We start from the raw sequence: 19335 nt of genomic DNA, 5'->3' as shown, positions 1-19335 counted from the left end.
TGTGCAGAACCTTCCCGCCACCGCGCCGCGCGGGGTCACGGGCAGCCTTGGGGCCATCAGCTTCCGGCTTTCCACTACCGTGCCGGGCATCATGTCCGCTGGCATCGAAAAGGGCGAACTGGTGGTGCGTACCACACGCGACCGCCTGCTCCCCCTCATGGCCATGCTGCGCGATGACCCGCTTTATGCCTGCCAGCAGGTGATGGACATATGCGGCGTGGACTTTCCCGATCGGCCCGAGCGGTTCGAGGTGGTCTACAACCTGCTGTCGGTCACCCATAATCACCGCATCCGCGTGATCGTGACCACGGACGAGACCCATCCCGTGCCGTCGGTGCACCAGCTCTGGCCCGCCGCCACATGGTGGGAGCGCGAAGCCTATGACCTGTTCGGCATTCTGTTCACCGACCAGCCGGACCTGCGCCGCATCCTGACCGATTACGGCTTTGAGGGGCATCCGCTGCGCAAGGACTTCCCGCTGACCGGATATGTCGAGATGCGGTACGACGAGGAACGGCGGCAGGTGGTCTATGAGCCGGTCGATCTGGTGCAGGATTTCCGCAATTTCGACTTTGAATCGCCATGGGAAGGCATCCTGACCCTGCCCGGCGATGAAAAGGCCCATGCCGACCGCCACGACATCAAGCGAAAGGGCTAAGCCGATGAGCGATGTCACCCTTCGTAGCGATACGGACATTCCCGACAGCCTGCTGCCAGAAGAGCCTGATGGCGAGGTGAAGCGCCATGTGGTGGAAATTGATTCCCATGCGCTGAACTTCGGCCCCCAGCATCCCTCCGCCCACGGCGTGCTGCGCCTGGTGCTGGAAATGGAGGGCGAGGTCGTGGCCCGCGCCATCCCGCATGTGGGGCTTTTGCATCGCGGCACGGAAAAGCTGATCGAATACAAGACCTACCCCAAGGCGCTGCCGTATTTCGACCGGCTCGATTACGTCTCGCCCATGTGCGAGGAGCAGGCCTTTGCGCTGGCGGTGGAAAAGCTGCTCAACATCGAGGCTCCGGATCGCGCGAAATGGATCCGCGTGATGTTTGCCGAGATCACGCGCATCCTCAACCACATCCTCAACCTGACGTCTTTCGGGCTGGATTGCGGGGCGCTTACCCCCGCGCTGTGGGGTTATGAGGAACGCGAGAAGCTGATCGAGTTCTATGAGGCCGCATCGGGCGCGCGCTTTCATGCCAATTACGTCCGCCCCGGCGGCGTGGCGCAGGACCTGCCCGCCGGGCTGGAGGAACGCATTGCCAACTGGGCGCGCACCTTCCCGCAATGGATTGACGATCTTGAATCCCTGCTGACCAGCAACCGCATCTGGAAACAGCGCACGGTGGGCATCGGCGTGTTCACCACCGAGCAGGCGCTGGCCTGGGGCTTCAGCGGCCCATGCCTGCGGGCCTCGGGCGTGCCGTGGGACCTGCGGCGCAGCCAGCCCTATGACAATTACGACAAGGTACACTTCAACGTGCCCGTGGGCCGGCAGGGTGACTGCTATGACCGTTACCTCGTGCGCGTGGCCGAGATGCGCGAGAGTGTCAGCATCATCAACCAGTGCCTCGAGCAGATCCGTCCCGGCCCGGTCAAGGTGCAGGATCACAAGATCACGCCGCCGCCCCGGCGCGAGATGAAGCGCTCGATGGAGGCGCTGATCCATCACTTCAAGCTGTTTACCGAAGGCTATCACGTGCCTCCCGGCGCCACCTATACCGTGACCGAAACGCCGAAAGGCGAGTTTGGCGTGTATCTGGTAGCCGATGGCAGCAACCGGCCGTATCGCTGCAAGATCCGGCCCACGGGTTTTTCCCATCTCCAGGCAATCGACGAGATGTCGCGCCGCCACATGCTGGCGGATGCCGTGGCCATCATCGGGTCGCTCGACCTGGTGTTTGGCGAGATTGACAGGTGACCGACATGTCCACCCAACTCACTGCGCCCGGGGGCGCGGAACCCACCCATTTCGCATTTGATGCCGAGAGCGAGCAGCAGATTGCGGGGATCCTTGCCAAATACCCGCCCGAGCGCAAGGCAAGCGGCGTGCTGCCGCTGCTTTACGTGGTGCAGAAGCAGATGGGCCGCCAGACCGGCAGCGCGTGGATTCCGCGCATCGCCATGGACGTGGTGGCCGAACGCCTCGAAATGGCTCCGATCCGGGTTTACGAGGTCGCGACCTTCTACCTCATGTTCAACACGAAGCCGATTGGTCGCTATCACCTGCAGGTGTGCACCACCACCTCGTGCTGGCTGCGCGGGTCGGATGATGTGACGGCGGCCTGCAAGGCGGCCACGGGCATAAAGGCATTTGGCGAGACGAGTGCGGACGGCCTGTTCACCCTGACGGAGGTGGAATGTCTTGGCGCCTGCGCCAATGCCCCGATCCTGCAGGTTGATGATGATTACTACGAGGATCTCGACGGTCCGCGTACGCTTGAGCTGATCGAGGCGCTGAAGCGTGGCGAGCGCCCCACGCCCGGCCCCACCATCGACCGCATGAGTTCCGCCCCCGCAGGCGGGCGCAAGGTGCTGGTGGATGATGCGGCGGCCAAGCCGCAGGGGCAGGGGTAAAACGCATGTTGCAAGACAAGGACCGCATCTTCACCAACCTGTATGGCCAGAATGACTGGACGCTGGCCGGGGCCCGCGCCCGGGGTGACTGGGATGGCACGGCGGAAATTCTGGCGCGCGGACGCGATGCGATCATCGGCGAGATGAAGGCATCGGGCCTGCGCGGGCGCGGTGGGGCGGGTTTTCCCACCGGGGTCAAATGGTCGTTCATGCCGCGCAAGAATGACGGGCGGCCGCATTACCTCGTCATCAACGGTGATGAGTCGGAACCCGGCACCTGCAAGGACCGCGAGATCCTGCGTCATGACCCGCACAAGCTGGTGGAAAGTGCGCTGATCGCCTCCTTCGCCATGGGGGCGCATGCGGCCTACATCTACATTCGCGGCGAGTTTTACAATGAGGCCATGCACCTCCAGCACGCCATTGACGAGGCATATGAGGCGGGGCTGATTGGCAGGAACGCCTGCGGCTCGGGCTGGGATTTTGACTTCTACATCCACCGTGGCGCGGGTGCTTACATATGCGGTGAGGAAACGGCCCTGCTCGAAAGCCTTGAGGGCAAGAAGGGCCAGCCGCGCATGAAGCCGCCTTTCCCCGCCGCCATGGGCCTGTATGGCTGCCCCACCACGGTCAACAACGTGGAAAGCATCGCGGTATCGGCCACCATCCTGCGGCGCGGGGCGGCATGGTTTGCCGGGCTGGGGCGGCCCAATAACGCGGGTAGCAAGCTCATGGCCATATCGGGCCACGTCAACACGCCATGCGTGTTTGAAGAAGAGCTGGGCGTGCCGATGCGCGAGATCATTGAAAAGCATGGCGGTGGCGTGCGTGGCGGGTGGGATAACCTGCTGGCCGTCATCCCCGGTGGCTGCTCGGTGCCCATGCTGCCGCGCGATGTGTGCGAGAATGTGCTGATGGATTATGACAGCCTGCGCGCCGAAGGCTCCGGCCTTGGCACCGGCTGCATGATTGTCATGGACAGATCCACCGACATCATCGCGGCCATCGCCCGGTTCTCGAAATTCTTCAAGCATGAAAGCTGTGGCCAGTGCACGCCGTGCCGCGAGGGCACGGGCTGGATGATGCGCATCATGGAACGCATGGTGGAGGGCCGCGCCGAGATCGAGGAAATCGACATGCTCGAGCAGGTTACCCGCCAAGTGGAAGGCCACACCATCTGCGCATTGGGCGATGCGGCGGCGTGGCCCATCCAGGGGCTGATCCGCCGGTTCCGCCCGGTGATGGAAGAACGCATCCACGCCTACAAGGCGGCCCATGGTGGCGGGCGGCCGGTGCAGGTGCCCACCGGCCTTGTTGAAGCGGCGGAGTAGGAACAGTGGTTAAAGTAACCGTTGACGGTATTGTGGTTGATGTAGCCCCCGGTTCTTCCGCGCTGCAGGCATGCGAGGCGGCGGGCAAGGAAATACCGCGCTTTTGCTATCATGAGCGGCTGTCGGTCGCGGGGAACTGCCGCATGTGCCTCGTTGAGGTCTCGGGCGGGCGCAAGCCGGTGGCGTCATGCGGCTTTCCCATCAGCAATGGCATGCAGATCTTTACCGACACGGCGGTGGTGCGCCGCGCGCGCAAGGCAGTGATGGAGTTCCTGCTCATCAATCACCCGCTTGACTGCCCGATCTGCGATCAGGGCGGCGAGTGCGATCTGCAGGATCAGGCCTTTGGCTACGGGGCGGACCATTCGCGCTACCGCGAGAACAAGCGCGCGGTGACCGACAAGTATCTCGGCCCGCTGGTCAAGACGGTCATGACGCGCTGCATCCAGTGCACGCGCTGCATCCGCTTTTCCACCGAAGTGGCGGGCGTGCCGGAACTTGGCGGCGTGTCACGCGGCGAGAACCTCGAGATCACCAATTACGTCGAGAAGGCGCTGACATCCGAACTGTCAGGCAACCTGATCGATATCTGCCCCGTCGGCGCGCTGACTTCGCAGCCCTATGCCTTCAGCGCACGACCCTGGGAGCTCAAGCGCACGGACTCCATTGATGTATGCGATGCGGTGGGCACCAATATCGTCATGCAGGCGCGCGGGGCGTCGGTGCTGCGCATCGTGCCGCGCATCAATGATGAAGTGAATGAGGAATGGCTGGCCGACAAGGGGCGCTTCGTGGTCGATGGCTTCCGCCGCCGCCGCCTTGACCGGCCATGGGTGCGGGTGGAAGGCAGGTTGCAGCCTGCAAGCTGGGCCGATGCGTTCTCGCTCATCGCAACGCGCCTCAAGGGCGTGCCGGGCGCGCGCATTGGCGCGATTGCGGGCGACATGTGCGACGGTGAGAGCCTGATGGCGCTCAAGGACCTGATGGGCATGCTTGGCTCGCCCAATATTGATTGCAGGCAGGATGGCGCGCGTTACGATACTTCCCGCCGTGACTTCTATACCTTCAATACCGGTATCTCCGGCATTGACGAGGCGGATGCGCTGCTGATCGTAGGCTCCATTCCCCGGCAGGAAGCCCCGGTGCTCAACGCCCGCATCCGCAGGCGGTTTGTCGATGCGGGGCGGGGTAAATTCCCCATCGCCATGATCGGCGCGCCCAATGCCGACCCGACCTATGCCGCAACCGTGCTGGGCGAGGGGCCGGACACGCTGGCGAAACTCGCAGCAGGCGAACTGCCCTTTGCCGAGGTGCTGGCCAACGCGAAGAACCCCATGATCATCGTGGGCCACGGCGCACTGACCCGCCCCGACGGGCAGGCCATTGCAAAGGCATGCTGGGATCTGGCGGTGCAGATGAATGCCATTCGCCCCGACTGGCACGGCTTCAACGTGCTGCACACGGCGGCAAGCCGGGTGGCGGGGCTGGATCTCGGCCTCGTGCCCGGCCCGCAGGGGCGTGACGTGGCGGGCATGCTCGGTGGTGGGGTGGACGTGCTGTGGCTGCTCGGCGCGGATGAGTTCGCGGTGCGTGACATCGGACCTGACACGTTCGTCATCTATCAGGGCCATCATGGTGATGCGGGGGCGGCGCGGGCGGATGTGATCCTGCCCGGAGTACTTTATGCCGAAAAGCCGGGCACCTACACCAATACCGAAGGCCGCGTGCAGCGCGCCTTCCGCGCGGTCATGCCGCCGGGCGAGGCGCGCGAGGACTGGCGCATCCTGCGTGCCTTCTCGGAGGTGGCGGGCCGCAAGCTGCCCTATGACACGATCGAGTCCCTGCGCGCGCGCATGGCGCAGGCGCACCCGGCCTACGGGCAGGCGGAACATGCCCGCCTCGGCGCAGCGGACACCACGGCGCCGCAGGCGGGCAGCGTTGCGGTGGCGGCAACGCCCTTTTACCCGGTCATTGCCGATTATTACCTGACCCATGCCGTGTGTCGCGCAAGCCCGACCATGGAAACCTGTTCGGGGATTTACGTGCGCCCCGCAATCGAGGCGGCGGAGTAGGGACATGGCGGATTTCTTCTTTCACACCACCCTGGGCCAGATCCTGCTGATCGTGCTGGAATCGCTCGCGGTGCTCGTGCCGCTGCTGCTTGGCGTGGCCTATCTTACACTGGCCGAGCGCAAGGTGATGGCCGCGATGCAACTGCGCAAGGGGCCGAATGTCAACGGTCCGTTTGGCGTGCTGCAGGCCTTTGCCGATGCCATCAAGATGCTGACCAAGGAGACGGTCATCCCCTCGGGCGCGAACAGGATGCTGTTCCTGTTCGCGCCGTTCCTGACCTTCTCGCTGGCCATGATCGCGTGGGCGGTCATTCCCACCGGCAACGGGCTGGCCATTGCCAACATCAATGTGGGCATCCTCTACCTGCTCGCCATCTCCTCGCTCGGCGTTTACGGCATGCTGATCGCGGGCTGGGCGTCGAACTCCAAATACGCCTTTCTTGGCGGGCTGCGCTCGGCGGCACAGATGGTGTCGTATGAAGTGTCCATCGGGCTGGTGATCGTGTCGGTGCTGCTGGCGGTGGGCAGCCTCAACCTCAACGACATCGTGCTGGCGCAGCGCCATGTTTGGTTCTGCCTGCCCATGTTCCCGATGTTCATCGTGTTCTTCATCTCGGCACTGGCCGAGACCAACCGCGCGCCGTTTGATCTGCCCGAGGGCGAGAGTGAACTGGTGGCGGGCTTCTTTGTGGAATATTCCGCGCTCGCCTTCGGCCTGTTCTTCCTGGGTGAATACGCGAACATGTTCCTCATGTCCGGCATGGTCAGCATCCTGTTCCTTGGTGGCTGGCTGCCGCCGCTGGCCATGGCACCCTTTACATGGATACCGGGGCCTTTGTGGCTGATCGCCAAGATCCTGTTCTGCCTGTTCGTGTTCATCTGGGTGCGCGCGACATTTCCCCGCTACCGCTACGACCAGCTCATGCGGCTGGGCTGGAAGGTGTTCCTGCCGTTCTCGCTGGCGTGGATGGTGCTGACGGCGGGGTTCCTGATGGTAACGGGCCTTCTGCCCGGAGGAGCAGGCTGATGAATGCATTAACCAAAGCCGCCCGCTCCATGCTGCTGGCCGAACTCGCCGCAGGCATGGGGGCAACGCTGAAGGCGTTTTTCAAGCCCAAGGCCACGATCAACTACCCCTATGAAAAGGGTGTGCTCTCGCCGCGCTTTCGGGGCGAGCACGCGCTGCGCCGCTACCCCAACGGGGAGGAACGCTGCATTGCGTGCAAGCTGTGCGAGGCGACATGCCCAGCCGAGGCGATCACCATCGAGGCCGAACCGCGTGATGACGGCTCACGCCGCACCACGCGCTACGACATCGACATGACCAAATGCATCTATTGCGGCCTGTGCGAGGAAGCCTGCCCGGTCGATGCGATTGTCGAAGGGCCGAATTATGAGTTCGCGACCGAAACCCGCGAAGAACTGATGTACGACAAGAACAAGCTGCTGGCCAACGGCGACCGCTGGGAAAGCGTGCTGGCCCGCAGGCTCGAGCTTGATGCCCCGTACCGCTGAACATGCATGGCCGCCCCGGCCCATGCCGGGGCAGCCTTGCCAGCAGGAGGAAACATCCATGCGGCAGGAAACCTACCCATGATGACCCAGATTGTTTTTTACGTTTTTGCTGCGGTTCTCGTCCTGTCCGCCACCATGGTGGTGAGCGCGCGCAACCCCGTGCATTCGGTGCTGTTCCTGATCCTTGCGTTCTTCAACGCGGCAGGCCTGTTCCTGATCGCAGGCGCCGAGTTCCTGGCGATGACGCTGGTCATTGTCTATGTCGGCGCGGTCGCCGTGCTGTTCCTGTTCGTGGTCATGATGCTGGATGTCAATTTCACGCACATGCGTGAAGGCGTGCAGCGTTACGCGCCCATTGGCGGCATTGTGGGTGGCGTGCTGCTGGTTGAACTGCTCATGGCGTTCATGCACTGGCGGTCGGCCTCCAATATCGGGCAGATCGCGCATCTTGTTCCGTCCTCGCCCGAGCGCACCAACACGGCGGCGCTGGGAGATGTGATCTATACCCACTACATCTTCCTGTTCCAGGCCTGCGCGCTGGTGCTGCTCGTGGCCATGATCGGGGCCATCGTGCTCACCCTGCGCGAGCGGCCTACAGGGCGGCGGCAGAACATCAACCGCCAGCATGACCGCACGGTCACTGATTCACTTGAAATGCTGCAGGTGCCGCTTGGCGCGGGTGTTGATGCCCAGGGCGGCTTCCTGCGCCCGCATGAAAGCTACGACATCGCCGCCGTGCCCGGCACCTATGGCACCGAGGCCTGGCGCGTGGCCGAAGCACAGGAAACGACCGGCACCGCGCTGGTCATGACGACGCCTGCGAATGGCACGAAAGGAGAGGGCGATGAATAGCCCGATTGAGGCCATCGGCCTGACACCCTATCTGAGCATTGGCGCGATTTTGCTGGTGCTGGGGGTGTTCGGCATTTTTCTCAACCGCAAGAACGTCATCATCATCCTGATGTCAATCGAGTTGATCCTGCTTTCGGCCAATATCAATTTCGTGGCGTTTTCAGCCGCCACCGGCGACCTGTCGGGGCAGGTGATGACCCTGTTCGTGCTGACCATCGCGGCGGCGGAATCCGCCATCGGGCTGGCCATTGTCACGGTGTATTTCCGTAATCGCGGCTCGATCGAAGTCGACGATATTACGATGATGAAGGGGTAAGGAACATGCAGGCGGCATCCTTCCTTTTTGAAGTCGCGGTCTTTGCGCCCCTGATCGGGTTTCTTCTCGCCGGTGGCTTTGGCCGCCTGATGGGCGATAGTGCTGCGCGGTTCACCACCATTGCCCTCATGCTGTGTGCGGCCCTGTCCGCCATTGGGGTGCTGGGGTACGAGATGGGGGGCGTGAACCCCATTGTCGTGCCCGTGGCCGACTGGATCCATGCGGCAGGCTTTACGGCTGACTGGCAGTTGCGCATGGACATGCTCTCGGTCAGCGTGGTGGCCATGGTCACGACCGTGTCGCTGCTGGTGCATGTGTACAGCGTGGGCTACATGGCGCATGAGGCGCAGCCGGTTTACCGCTTCTTCTCCTATCTTTCACTTTTCACCTTCGCCATGCTCATGCTGGTCACGTCCGACAACCTGCTCCAGCTCTTCTTCGGCTGGGAAGGGGTGGGGCTGGCGAGCTACCTGCTGATCGGTTACTGGTATGACCGCCCCGCAGCCTGTGCCGCCGCCATCAAGGCGTTTGTGGTCAACCGCATCGCCGACCTGTTCTTCCTTGTCGGCATCTCGCTCATTTATATCCGGCTGGGCAGCGTGTCGTATGATGCGATCTTCGCCGCCATTCCTTATCATGTGCATGACACCTTCCAGCTTTTCGGCACGCATCCGCTGCTGGAGGTGATCGCCACCCTGCTGTTCATCGGCGCCATGGGCAAGTCGGCACAACTGTTCCTGCACACCTGGCTGCCTGATGCGATGGAGGGGCCGACCCCGGTCTCGGCGCTGATCCATGCGGCCACCATGGTCACGGCGGGCGTGTTCCTGATGGTGCGCATGTCGCCTCTGGTGGAGCTTGCACCCGTAACCCGCGACCTGATTATCCTGATAGGCGGCACCACCAGCTTCTTTGCCGCCACCGTGGGGCTGGTGCAGCCTGACATCAAGCGCACCATCGCCTATTCCACCTGCTCGCAGCTTGGCTACATGTTCGTGGCCGTAGGCGTGGGGGCGTATCAGGCCTCGATGTTCCACCTCACCACGCATGCTTTCTTCAAGGCGCTTTTGTTCCTTGGCGCGGGCTGCGTGATCCATGCCGTGCATGACGAGCAGGACATGTTCCGCATGGGCGGGCTGTGGCGCAAGATCCCCTATACCTACGCCGCCATGTGGATTGGCAGCCTCGCACTGGCCGGTATCTTCCCGTTTGCGGGCTACTGGTCGAAGGACGCCATTCTGGAGGCCGCGTGGATGTCGGGTTCCTCCATGGGGCATTATGGCTGGATGATGGGCTGCATCACCGCGTTCCTCACCGCGCTGTATAGCTGGCGGCTGATCTTCCTGGTGTTTCATGGCCAGCCGCGTGATGCGCACCTGCACGAGGGCGCGCATGAAAGCCCGCCTTCCATGATGGTGCCGCTTGCGGTGCTGTCGGTCGGCGCGGTGGTGGCGGGCGTGGTGCTGGCGCCGTTCTATGTGGGTGTGAACCAGGCCGGGTTCTGGGGCGGGGCCATTGCCAGCCTGCCGGGGCATGACATCATGGAGCGCCTTGAGCAGACACCGGGCCTGATTGCGCTGGTGCCCACATTTGCGGGCGTTGCGGGCATTGCGGTGGCCTATCTGTGCTACATCGCAAGCCCCGGCATTCCGGCCACGCTGGCGCGCAGCCTGCGCCCGCTTTATCTGTTCCTGCTCAACAAATGGTATTTCGATGAGCTGTACGACGCCGTGTTCGTGCGCCCCTACCGTGCGCTGGCGCGGCTGCTGTGGAAGGGCGCTGACGAAGGCGTGGTCGAAGCCATACCCGAAGGGCTGGCCAGACTGACTGCGGGCAGCGCCGGGCAGGCCGTGCGGGTGCAGACCGGCTCGATGGCCGTTTATGCCTTTTCCATGCTGATCGGGCTGGTGGTGCTGCTGACCACCATCCTGTTCGCCAGCTAACCCCAAGGATGTCAGGGCCAAACCAATGAACTGGACACTTGCTCTGCCCGAAATCGTGCTGGCCCTGTCCGGGCTGGTCATCCTGCTGGCCGGGGTGATGCAAAAGCGCGGTCAGGCTTTCTTTTCATGCACGATGATGACGCTGTTCGCCCTGGTGGTGACGGCAGCGCTTGTGGTGCTCTCGCCCGATGGCACGGGTTACAGCCATGTCTTCATCAATGATGGCTTCGCGCGCTTCATGAAGGTGCTGGCGCTGGCGGGGGCAGCACTCTCGCTGGTGCTGGGCATTGGCTATGCACGGGAGATGGAAATCGACAAATTCGAGTTCCCCGTGCTGGTGCTGTTCTCGACCCTTGGCGCCATGATTATGGCGTCATCTGGTAACCTCATGACCCTGTTCGTGGGGCTGGAGCTTTCCTCGCTGTCCATCTACATCCTGTGTGCATTTGCGCGCGATCAGGTTACGGCGGCGGAGGCGGGGCTGAAATACTTCGTGCTGGGCTCGCTGGCCTCGGGCATTCTGCTTTATGGCATCTCGCTGGCTTACGGCTTTGCGGGCACGCTGGACTATGCCGGCCTGCAGCAGGCGGTGCGCGGCAGCGCGGTGCTGCCGGCGGGCCTTATGGTTGGCATCGTGTTCGTGCTGGTGGGGCTGTGCTTCAAGCTGTCCATGGTGCCATTCCATATGTGGACGCCCGATGTGTACCAGGGTGCGCCGACATCGGTGACCGCCTATATGGCGGGTGCGCCCAAGATCGCGGCATTTGCCGTGCTGCTGCGGGTGATGGCGGGGCCGTTCGGCTCCATGGCGCACCAGTGGCAACTGCTGATCGAGGTGGTCTCGGCGGCGTCGATGGTGTTTGGCGCGCTGGCCGCCATTCCGCAGGGCAATATCAAGCGGCTCATGGCATATTCCTCCATCGGGCATATGGGCTACGCCATGATCGGGCTTGCGGCCGGCACGGCGGAGGGCACGCGCGGCACGCTGGTCTATCTGGTGACGTACCTGTTCATGAACGTGGGCGCGTTCGCAGGCATCGTGGCCATGTGGCGCAAGGGGCGTGCGGTCAGCCGCATCAGCGACCTTGCGGGGCTGGGCCGCAGCGACCCGGGCATGGCGCTGGCCATGGCGGTGTTCATGTTCTCCATGGCGGGCGCGCCACCGCTGGCCGGGTTCTTTGGCAAGCTGATGGTGTTCTATGCCGCGATCAACGCGCAGCTTTACGGGCTGGCGGCAATCGGTATCATCAGTAGCGTGATCGGGGCGTATTATTATATACGCATCGTCAAGATCATGTTTTTCGATGCCGCCGCCCCGGCGCTGGATCGTGCGCCGGTTTCGGTCTCGTTCGTTTCCGTTGGCATGGGGCTGGTGACGGTGTTCTTCATCGTAGCACTCGGCCCGGTTGCCACGGCGGCGCAGGCGGCGGCAGGCGCATTGTTCAGGTAGTTCATGACCCATAGCCCCCCTGCTTTCCATACCATGAGCATTCCCCGCAGCAGGGAGCGTGCATGGCCGTTGCAGGTGCATGACAGGCTCGGTTCCACATCCGACCTGTGCAAGGACATGCTGGCGGCGGGGCAGGGGCAGGACGGACTTGCAGTGCTGGCGCTGGAACAGACAGCCGGGCGCGGCAGCCGGGGGCGCGGGTGGTGTGATCCGGGTGGCAATCTGGCGCTGTCGGTCATGCTGGTGGGGCAGGGGGCGATCGTGCCGGTGGGGTTATGGCCGTTCATTGCAGGGCTTGCGCTATATGACGCCGTGGCGGGTTTTGTGCCTGAAGCGGGCGCGCTGGAACTCAAATGGCCCAATGACCTGCTGCTGCACGGGCGCAAGATGGCGGGCATCCTGATCGAGAGCGGGGCCAGTGAAGCAGGGCCGTGGCAGGTGCTCGGCATGGGGGCCAACCTCAAAGCCGCCCCGCGCATAGAAGGCCGTGAACTGGCCTGTCTGGCCGAATGCGGTGTTGAGGTCAGCCCGCCCGACATGGCGCGCGCCGTGCTTCGCGCCCTTGATGCCTGGCTGGAATGTTATGCGGCGCAGGGGTTTGACGCCATACGCGCGGCGTGGCTGGCCCGCGCTCACCCGCCGGGCACGAAGCTGCGGGTGTTGGCAGGCAACCAGGCCTTCAGCGGCACGTTTGCGGGGCTGGCGGAAGATGGAATCCTGCTGCTCGACACGCCCGCAGGGCCCCGGCAGGTGGTGACGGGCGAGGTGCTGATGGCGGGTGGCAGGCAAGAATAATCCGCCCCGATTGCGGAAAGAGATTTAAGTCAGAGGGATTACATGATAATCCCTTGCATGAATTCATCGTGCGTCGTTTTGTTTCGGTGCGGTGTCGAACGCCATTTTCCGGGCGGGAAATGTGCTGGTTCCACCGCCTGTTTCAGGTCGCGCACACTGCCAGCTTATGGCGAGAGAACGGAATCTTGGCCCCGACCGGGCTGACAACAGGACAGACAAACCGGCACGGAACAGGCGTTCCGGGCCCTTTCTTCAAACGCATCTTCCAACCCATGATATCTTGTAACAGGACTTTTTAATGAATGACATGACAGGCGTTTCTTTCCTCCCGCTGGGCGGAACCGGCGAAATCGGCATGAATCTCAACCTCTACCGCCAGGGCGACACGTGGCTTGCGGTGGATTGTGGCATCGGCTTCAGCGGCAATGACACGCCCGAGGCGGAGATCATCCTGCCTGATCCCGTGTTCATCGCCGAACGCCGTAAGGCGCTGGCAGGGCTGGTCGTGACCCACGCGCATGAGGACCATCTGGGCGCCATCGCCCATCTGTGGCCGCAGCTTGGCTGCCCGGTCTATGTCACGCCGTTTGCCGCAGCCGTGCTGCGCCGCAAGCTCGGTGAGGCAGGGCTGGTGCAGCAGGTGCCCATTCACGTGATCGCGCCCGGTGGCGCGTTCAACGTGGGACCGTTTGACCTGCGCTTTATTTCGGTCACGCATTCCGTGCCGGAATCACAGTCGCTGGTGCTGCGCACGCCGCAGGGCATCATCATCCACACCGGTGACTGGAAGATCGACCCCGACCCGCAGGTCGGGCCGCCGACCGACCTTGAAACCTTTGCCGCCCTTGGCCGCGAGGGCGTGCTGGCCATGGTGTGCGACAGCACCAATGTCCGTACCGAAGGGCCTTCCGCATCGGAAGCCGATGTGCGGCGCGAGATGACCCGCCTCATCGCATCGCTTGAAGGGCGCATTGCCGTCACCTGCTTTGCCAGTAACGTGGCGCGGGTGGAAACGCTGGCCAAGGCGGCGCAGGCCGCGGGCCGCCGTGTGGCCGTGGTGGGCCGCAGCCTGCGCAACCTCGAGGTTGCGGCGCGTGAATGCGGTTATCTGTCCGATGTGCCGAACTTCCTGTCCGAGCAGGACGCCAATTCGGTGCCCGATAACCAGATCATGCTGATCGTGACAGGCAGCCAGGGCGAGCCGCGCTCGGCGCTGTCACGCATCGCATCCGACACGCACCCCAACATCTCGCTTGGTGAGGGGGATACGGTCATCTACAGCAGCCGCATGATTCCCGGCAACGAGCAGGCCGTCATTCAGGTGCAGGACAACCTGACCCGGCGTGGCGTGCATGTCATTACCGACAAGGACCACCTTGTGCATGTGTCTGGCCATGCCACGGGTGGCGACGTGCGCAAGCTGTATGACCTCGTGCGCCCGCGCTTCCTCATTCCCGTGCATGGCGAGTGGCGTCACCTGACCGCTAATGCCGCCATTGCGCAGGAACTCAACATCGAGCCGGTGCTGCTTGAGGATGGCGATATTCTCGACATCAGCAGCAACGGGGTGGAAATTGGCGATACCGCGCCCACCGGGCGGCTGGTGCTTGATGGCGGCCGCATCCTGCCCATGAATGGCGGCGTGCTCTCGGCACGGCGGCGCATGCTGTTCAACGGCATGGTGCTGGGCAGCTTTGCTGTGGATGATGAAGGCTACCTGATTGGCGACCCCAAGGTGAGTGCGCCCGGCCTGCTCGATGCCGAAGACCCCGAGACCGTGCGCGTGACGGAAGAGTTCGGCAATGCGCTGGACGAAATTCCCGATGAACTGCGCGAGAATGACGCCACCTTCCGCGAGGCCGCCAAGACCGCGCTGCGCCGCGCGCTGGGCCGCAAGCTGCAAAAGCGCCCGCTGGTGGATGTGCATCTGCTGCGCGTGTAAGAAATTATTTTCAAGGACCGAAAGTTTCAGAACGCCGTCTTTTTTCAAGGCGGCGTTCCTTCAGGTTTTGGATCAGAAATGATTATGGCAGGGAACGGATAGACCGTTTCCTGCCATTTTTTTTGGTACGTTTTCCCTAAACCCGACCGCTTTCGTGCAACCAGATTTGCGTGGGCACCATACGCCCGTAAGGCCCGCGCCGCCATGCCTGCTCACGCGGATGTTTACGCCTGTACCACCGCTTTGCATCACGCTTGAGTGTAATGAGGGGGCGGGCCGTGCACATGCCCCATTCCACGGGCGTTGTGATTGGTCTAGGGTCCGCAGCACTATCGGTTCTCATACGTCAAGGTTCATACGGATATGCGTCTGTCCCGCAGTTTTCTGCCGACTCTTAAGGAAAATCCGGCCGAGGCCCAGATCACCTCGCACCGCCTCATGCTGCGCGCGGGCATGATTCGCCAGACATCGGCCGGCATCTATGCCTGGTTGCCCGCGGGCCTGCGCGTGCTGGAGAACATCGCCAATATCGTGCGTGAAGAGCAGGATGCGGCCGGCGCGCAGGAAGTGCTGATGCCCACCATGCAGTCCGCCGAGTTGTGGAAGCGCTCGGGCCGGTATGATGATTATGGCCCCGAGATGCTGCGCATCCGCGACCGCCATGAGCGCGACATGCTGTTCGGCCCCACCAATGAGGAAATGATTACCGATATCTTCGGTCAGGTGGTCAAGTCCTACAAGGAACTGCCGCAGGTTCTCTACCAGATCCAGTGGAAGTTCCGTGACGAGGTGCGCCCCCGCTTTGGCGTGATGCGTGGCCGCGAGTTTTACATGAAGGACGGCTACAGCTTCGATCTTGATACGGCCTCGGCGGTCGATACCTATCGCCGCATGATGCTGGCCTATCTGCGCACCTTCCAGCGTCTTGGCGTGCGCGCCATCCCCATGCGGGCCGATACCGGGCCGATTGGCGGCGAGCTGAGCCATGAGTTCCTCATCCTTGCCCCCACCGGCGAGAGCGGCGTGTTCTTTGACAGCGCGCTCGAGGATCAGGACTGGCTGGCCGAGAACGTGGACATCAATGACCGCGCCTCGCTGGAACAGTTCTTCACGCGCATGACCTCGTTTTATGCCGCAACCGACGAGATGCATGACACGGCGGCCTGGGCCGAAGTGCCCGCCGCGCGTCAGCGCGAGGGGCGCGGCATCGAGGTGGGGCATATCTTCAACTTCGGGCGTAAATACACCCAGTCGATGGATATTGCGGTCAGCGGCCCCGATGGCGCACCGCTCTACCCCGAGATGGGTTCCTACGGCATTGGCGTCTCGCGGCTTGTCGCGGCCATCATCGAGGCCAGCCATGATGAAAACGGCATCATCTGGCCGGAATCCGTGGCGCCCTTCAAGGCGGTCATCATCAACCTCAAGAATGGTGATGCCCAGTGCGACGCGCTGTGCGAGCAGCTTTACGCCGCAGCGTCCAGGGCCGTGCTGTATGATGACCGCGCCGAGCGCGCGGGCGCGAAGTTTGCCGATGCCGACCTGATGGGCCACCCGTGGCAGCTGATCGTGGGGCCGCGGGGTGCCAAGGAAGGCAAGGTGGAGGTCAAGAACCGCCGCACCGGCGAGCGCACCGAGGAAACGCTGGAAGGCGCGCTGGCCCTTATTGCGAAACTGCAGGGCTGAGCATGTTCGGTCCCTTCGAGCGGATGATCGCCGGGCGCTACCTGCGGGCCCGGCGGGGGGAGCGGTTCGTTTCCATCATCGCGATCTTTTCGCTGGTCGGGATCGCGCTTGGCGTCGCCACGCTGATTATCGTGATGTCGGTCATGAACGGGTTCAAGGCAGACCTGCTCGGCCGGATCCTGGGCCTGAATGGCGACCTGAGCGTGTATGGCCTGAGCCGCACCATCAGCGATTATGATGCCGTGGCAGGCCGCGTGCGCGGCGTGCCGGGTGTGGTCTCGGCTGCGCCTTTGGTTGAATCGCAGGTGCTGCTCAATTCAGGCAATTATAATGCGGGCGGACTGGTGCGCGGCATGACGCGGGCCGACCTGGTGGGGCTGCATGAGGTCAGTGACAATCTTGTCGCGGGCAGCCTTGATGACTTTGGTGGCGATGACACGATCATTGTCGGCACCACGCTGGCCGAGCGCGCGGGGCTGACCGTGGGGGGCAGGCTCACCCTTGTCTCGCCGCAGGGTGCGGCCACCGCCTTTGGCACCATGCCGCGCGTGCGCGCCTACCGCGTGGTGGCGATCTTTGATGCGGGCGTGAGTGACTATAATTCCAGTTACGTGTTCCTGCCGCTGCATGCGGCCCAGGTCTATTTCCAGCTACCGGGGCAGGTGACGCAGGTGCAGGTCATGACAAAGGACGCTGAAAACGTCATCCCCATCCGCGAGGCGATTGAAAAAGCGATGGATGGCGAAGTGCGCGTGATGGACTGGACCCAGAGCAACAACGCCTTCTTTGGCGCGGTGCAGGTGGAGCAGAACGTGATGTTCCTGATCCTGACGCTCATCATCCTTGTTGCGGCCTTCAATGTCATTTCCTCGCTGATCATGATGGTCAAGGACAAGAGCGCCGATATTGCCGTGCTGCGCACGCTGGGCGCCACGCGGGGTGCGATCATGCGCATCTTCCTCATGTGCGGGGCTTCGGTGGGGGTGACGGGCACGTTTGTCGGCACCGGACTGGGCATCGTGTTCTGCCTCAATATCGAGCGCATCCGCCAGCTGCTCCAGCGCATGACCGGCACCGACCTGTTCAATGCGGAGGTGTATTACCTTGAGCACCTGCCCGCCAAGCTGGTGTGGTCGCAGGTGATTGAGGTGATCGCCATGGCGCTGGTGCTTTCGCTGCTGGCAACGCTCTACCCCTCATGGCGGGCGGCCAAGACCGACCCGGTGGAGGCCCTGCGCCATGAATGATGCTGTAAACACCGCCCCGCCGCTGCACCTTGATGGCGTGGTGCGCCGCTATATCAGCGGCGAGGAAACGCTCGAGGTACTGAGCGGGGCCGACCTTACGCTGCGGGGTGGCGAGATCGTGGCCCTTGTGGCGCCCTCGGGCACCGGCAAGTCCACCCTGCTGCATGTGGCGGGCCTGCTGGAAAAACCCGATGCAGGCTGCGTGCTGCTGGCAGGGCAGGATGCGGGTGCGCTGGCTGATGGCGGGCGCACGGAACTGCGGCGCGACCGGATCGGGTTTGTCTATCAGTTCCATCACCTGCTGGCCGAGTTCACCGCGCGTGAAAATGTCATGATTCCGCAGATGATCGCGGGTGTGCCCCGCGGGCAGGCGCGGGCGCGGGCGGATGAACTTCTGGCCGATTTTGGCCTGGCCCACCGGCTGGACCACCTGCCGGGCAAGCTTTCGGGTGGGGAGAAGCAGCGCGTGGCCATTGCCCGCGCGCTGGCCAACCGCCCGCATGTGCTGCTGGCCGATGAGCCAACCGGCAACCTTGATGTGAATACATCCGATGCCGTGTTTGATGCCCTGCTGGTAACCGTGCGCGCCCATGGCGTGGCCGCCCTGATCGCCACCCATAACATGGAGCTGGCCCGCCGTATGGACCGCATCGTGACCCTGCGTGATGGAAAGGTGGTGCCGGTGGAGGGATGATCCCTCGCGCCCGGCAGCCCACACGCGAAACGACGATACAGGCATCTCCATATCGAACTGCTCGGTCATGATGAGCGCAACTGCCCCTGAAATGGATCAGGTGTTACGACACGCCGGGCCTCTATGATGACTGTTTCCTAACGAATACGCGTAGCAGCGTGATCTGTTCTGGCTTGAAGATGATCCGCCCTTTGCGCAAGAGCCGGGTCTGAATATCAACCGCATTGTAAAATATGCGAAGGAAAAGCAGAAACAACAGGAACACGAAGCCAGCGGGTATAAAGCCAGGCTCTCGATGATGAATTTCATTCACCGGATTACAACGCTTTTCTGACAGGGCGGCGCATTGGCGGCCCTGTCTCCACCATGTGCTACTCCGCCTGCCAGAAGGTCAGGCACACGCCCAGTTCACCTTCCAGGCCATCGGCGGAGATTTCAAATTCGAATTTTCTGTCAGGAAAACACCTGTTCAGTGCCATACGCCAGTATTTCTCAATCTGATGGGCGAAGATGACCATCAGTTCGATGTCTTTTTTATACCGTGCGTCTTCATCCTTGAGGGAAGGAGGCCATTCTTCCCATTTCTGGAAATGGGTGCCTATTTCAAATAGATTGAGGTAATGTTCAATCCGCTGCATTTCCTTGAATCCTCTTGGTTTCCCTTCATCTATTTTTCTCTTTTCTTCTATGTATTTTATGGTTTGTGGATTTTTCCATAAAATATAACCGTCTATTTCAAAAAAATCCGGGTTGAGCATGCCGATTGTGGCAAGGGCCTGCTCTACTGTGACAAAATGCGTCGCATGCAGGAAAAAATCATGATCAGGGAAAGAAGCGGTAAATAATTCCAAAATATTTTTATCAAGACCACTTTTGCAAACCTTCATGTGCCTGTTCCTTATGAATCGAGCATGGTC

General features: G+C 62.4%; 17 protein-coding genes. 16 read left to right on the top strand and 1 reads right to left on the bottom strand.

Going from position 1 to position 19335, the window contains the following annotated elements; genetic code table 11:
- Position 1 precedes the first annotated feature (1 nt).
- From CDI09_RS00135 to CDI09_RS00060, 16 genes are all read left to right on the top strand, one after another.
- Positions 2 to 658, top strand: coding sequence for an NADH-quinone oxidoreductase subunit C (locus tag CDI09_RS00135; protein ID WP_408884478.1), 657 nt, complete (start codon positions 2 to 4; stop codon positions 656 to 658).
- A gap of 4 nt (positions 659 to 662) precedes the next feature.
- Positions 663 to 1919: an NADH-quinone oxidoreductase subunit D gene (locus tag CDI09_RS00130; protein ID WP_078524407.1), complete on the top strand. Its 1257-nt coding sequence runs from the start codon at positions 663 to 665 to the stop codon at positions 1917 to 1919.
- Positions 1920 to 1924: 5 nt separating this feature from the next.
- A complete protein-coding gene (locus tag CDI09_RS00125) occupies positions 1925 to 2575 on the top strand; it encodes a complex I 24 kDa subunit family protein (protein ID WP_078524406.1) in 651 nt (216 codons plus the stop codon).
- 5 nt (positions 2576 to 2580) lie between these two features.
- Positions 2581 to 3906 (top strand): NADH-quinone oxidoreductase subunit NuoF, encoded by a 1326-nt coding sequence (gene nuoF, locus CDI09_RS00120; protein ID WP_078524405.1) that lies wholly within the window; start codon positions 2581 to 2583, stop codon positions 3904 to 3906.
- Positions 3907 to 3911: 5 nt separating this feature from the next.
- On the top strand, positions 3912 to 5978 hold the full coding sequence (gene nuoG, locus CDI09_RS00115; protein WP_078524404.1) for an NADH-quinone oxidoreductase subunit NuoG: 2067 nt from the start codon (positions 3912 to 3914) through the stop codon (positions 5976 to 5978).
- 4 nt (positions 5979 to 5982) lie between these two features.
- Positions 5983 to 7005 (top strand): NADH-quinone oxidoreductase subunit NuoH, encoded by a 1023-nt coding sequence (nuoH, locus tag CDI09_RS00110; RefSeq protein WP_078524403.1) that lies wholly within the window; start codon positions 5983 to 5985, stop codon positions 7003 to 7005.
- The gene (gene nuoI / locus CDI09_RS00105) at positions 7005 to 7493 is read left to right on the top strand and encodes an NADH-quinone oxidoreductase subunit NuoI (RefSeq protein WP_078524402.1); all 489 of its coding nucleotides are present in this window, start codon (positions 7005 to 7007) and stop codon (positions 7491 to 7493) included. The genes nuoH and nuoI overlap by 1 nt, the downstream gene beginning before the upstream one ends.
- A 78-nt stretch (positions 7494 to 7571) precedes the next feature.
- The gene (locus CDI09_RS00100) at positions 7572 to 8345 is read left to right on the top strand and encodes an NADH-quinone oxidoreductase subunit J (protein ID WP_078524401.1); all 774 of its coding nucleotides are present in this window, start codon (positions 7572 to 7574) and stop codon (positions 8343 to 8345) included.
- Positions 8338 to 8661: an NADH-quinone oxidoreductase subunit NuoK gene (nuoK, locus tag CDI09_RS00095; RefSeq protein ID WP_078524400.1), complete on the top strand. Its 324-nt coding sequence runs from the start codon at positions 8338 to 8340 to the stop codon at positions 8659 to 8661. The genes CDI09_RS00100 and nuoK overlap by 8 nt, the downstream gene beginning before the upstream one ends.
- Before the next feature lie 5 nt (positions 8662 to 8666).
- Positions 8667 to 10604 carry an NADH-quinone oxidoreductase subunit L gene (nuoL, locus tag CDI09_RS00090; protein ID WP_078524399.1) on the top strand — a complete coding sequence of 646 codons (1938 nt, stop codon included), beginning with the start codon at positions 8667 to 8669 and terminating at the stop codon, positions 10602 to 10604.
- 25 nt (positions 10605 to 10629) lie between these two features.
- Positions 10630 to 12054, top strand: coding sequence for an NADH-quinone oxidoreductase subunit NuoN (gene nuoN / locus CDI09_RS00085; RefSeq protein ID WP_110571134.1), 1425 nt, complete (start codon positions 10630 to 10632; stop codon positions 12052 to 12054).
- 3 nt (positions 12055 to 12057) lie between these two features.
- Positions 12058 to 12849, top strand: coding sequence for a biotin--[acetyl-CoA-carboxylase] ligase (locus tag CDI09_RS00080; RefSeq protein WP_078524397.1), 792 nt, complete (start codon positions 12058 to 12060; stop codon positions 12847 to 12849).
- Positions 12850 to 13147: 298 nt separating this feature from the next.
- Complete coding sequence (locus tag CDI09_RS00075; protein WP_078524396.1) at positions 13148 to 14791, top strand: ribonuclease J; 1644 nt, start codon at positions 13148 to 13150, stop codon at positions 14789 to 14791.
- Between the two features lie 363 nt (positions 14792 to 15154).
- Positions 15155 to 16477, top strand: coding sequence for a proline--tRNA ligase (proS, locus tag CDI09_RS00070; RefSeq protein ID WP_078524395.1), 1323 nt, complete (start codon positions 15155 to 15157; stop codon positions 16475 to 16477).
- A 2-nt stretch (positions 16478 to 16479) separates the two neighbouring features.
- The gene (locus CDI09_RS00065) at positions 16480 to 17724 is read left to right on the top strand and encodes a lipoprotein-releasing ABC transporter permease subunit (protein ID WP_078524394.1); all 1245 of its coding nucleotides are present in this window, start codon (positions 16480 to 16482) and stop codon (positions 17722 to 17724) included.
- Positions 17717 to 18418 carry an ABC transporter ATP-binding protein gene (locus tag CDI09_RS00060; protein WP_078524393.1) on the top strand — a complete coding sequence of 234 codons (702 nt, stop codon included), beginning with the start codon at positions 17717 to 17719 and terminating at the stop codon, positions 18416 to 18418. The genes CDI09_RS00065 and CDI09_RS00060 overlap by 8 nt, the downstream gene beginning before the upstream one ends.
- A 371-nt stretch (positions 18419 to 18789) precedes the next feature.
- Here CDI09_RS00060 and CDI09_RS00055 read toward each other — a convergent pair whose 3' ends face one another.
- Positions 18790 to 19305, bottom strand: a complete 516-nt coding sequence (locus tag CDI09_RS00055) for a hypothetical protein (RefSeq protein ID WP_078524391.1) — start codon at positions 19303 to 19305, stop codon at positions 18790 to 18792.
- Positions 19306 to 19335: the final 30 nt, after the last annotated feature.

Source organism: Komagataeibacter nataicola (assembly GCF_003207795.1).
Lineage (GTDB): Bacteria > Pseudomonadota > Alphaproteobacteria > Acetobacterales > Acetobacteraceae > Komagataeibacter > Komagataeibacter nataicola.
The sequence above is the reverse complement of the archived record's forward strand: the minus strand, read 5'-3'. Positions and strand labels throughout refer to the sequence as shown.

What these genes read in the sequence shown, in the direction of transcription:
- nuoL (WP_078524399.1), top strand. Translation starts at nt 8,667, where the DNA reads ATGCAGGCGGCATCCTTCCTTTTTGAAGTCGCGGTCTTTGCGCCCCTG.
- CDI09_RS00060 (WP_078524393.1), top strand. Translation starts at nt 17,717, where the DNA reads ATGAATGATGCTGTAAACACCGCCCCGCCGCTGCACCTTGATGGCGTG.
- CDI09_RS00065 (WP_078524394.1), top strand. Translation starts at nt 16,480, where the DNA reads ATGTTCGGTCCCTTCGAGCGGATGATCGCCGGGCGCTACCTGCGGGCC.
- CDI09_RS00055 (WP_078524391.1), bottom strand. Translation starts at nt 19,305, where the DNA reads ATGAAGGTTTGCAAAAGTGGTCTTGATAAAAATATTTTGGAATTATTT.
- CDI09_RS00100 (WP_078524401.1), top strand. Translation starts at nt 7,572, where the DNA reads ATGATGACCCAGATTGTTTTTTACGTTTTTGCTGCGGTTCTCGTCCTG.
- nuoK (WP_078524400.1), top strand. Translation starts at nt 8,338, where the DNA reads ATGAATAGCCCGATTGAGGCCATCGGCCTGACACCCTATCTGAGCATT.
- CDI09_RS00080 (WP_078524397.1), top strand. Translation starts at nt 12,058, where the DNA reads ATGACCCATAGCCCCCCTGCTTTCCATACCATGAGCATTCCCCGCAGC.
- nuoF (WP_078524405.1), top strand. Translation starts at nt 2,581, where the DNA reads ATGTTGCAAGACAAGGACCGCATCTTCACCAACCTGTATGGCCAGAAT.
- nuoH (WP_078524403.1), top strand. Translation starts at nt 5,983, where the DNA reads ATGGCGGATTTCTTCTTTCACACCACCCTGGGCCAGATCCTGCTGATC.
- proS (WP_078524395.1), top strand. Translation starts at nt 15,155, where the DNA reads ATGCGTCTGTCCCGCAGTTTTCTGCCGACTCTTAAGGAAAATCCGGCC.
- nuoI (WP_078524402.1), top strand. Translation starts at nt 7,005, where the DNA reads ATGAATGCATTAACCAAAGCCGCCCGCTCCATGCTGCTGGCCGAACTC.
- nuoN (WP_110571134.1), top strand. Translation starts at nt 10,630, where the DNA reads ATGAACTGGACACTTGCTCTGCCCGAAATCGTGCTGGCCCTGTCCGGG.
- CDI09_RS00130 (WP_078524407.1), top strand. Translation starts at nt 663, where the DNA reads ATGAGCGATGTCACCCTTCGTAGCGATACGGACATTCCCGACAGCCTG.
- CDI09_RS00075 (WP_078524396.1), top strand. Translation starts at nt 13,148, where the DNA reads ATGAATGACATGACAGGCGTTTCTTTCCTCCCGCTGGGCGGAACCGGC.
- CDI09_RS00125 (WP_078524406.1), top strand. Translation starts at nt 1,925, where the DNA reads ATGTCCACCCAACTCACTGCGCCCGGGGGCGCGGAACCCACCCATTTC.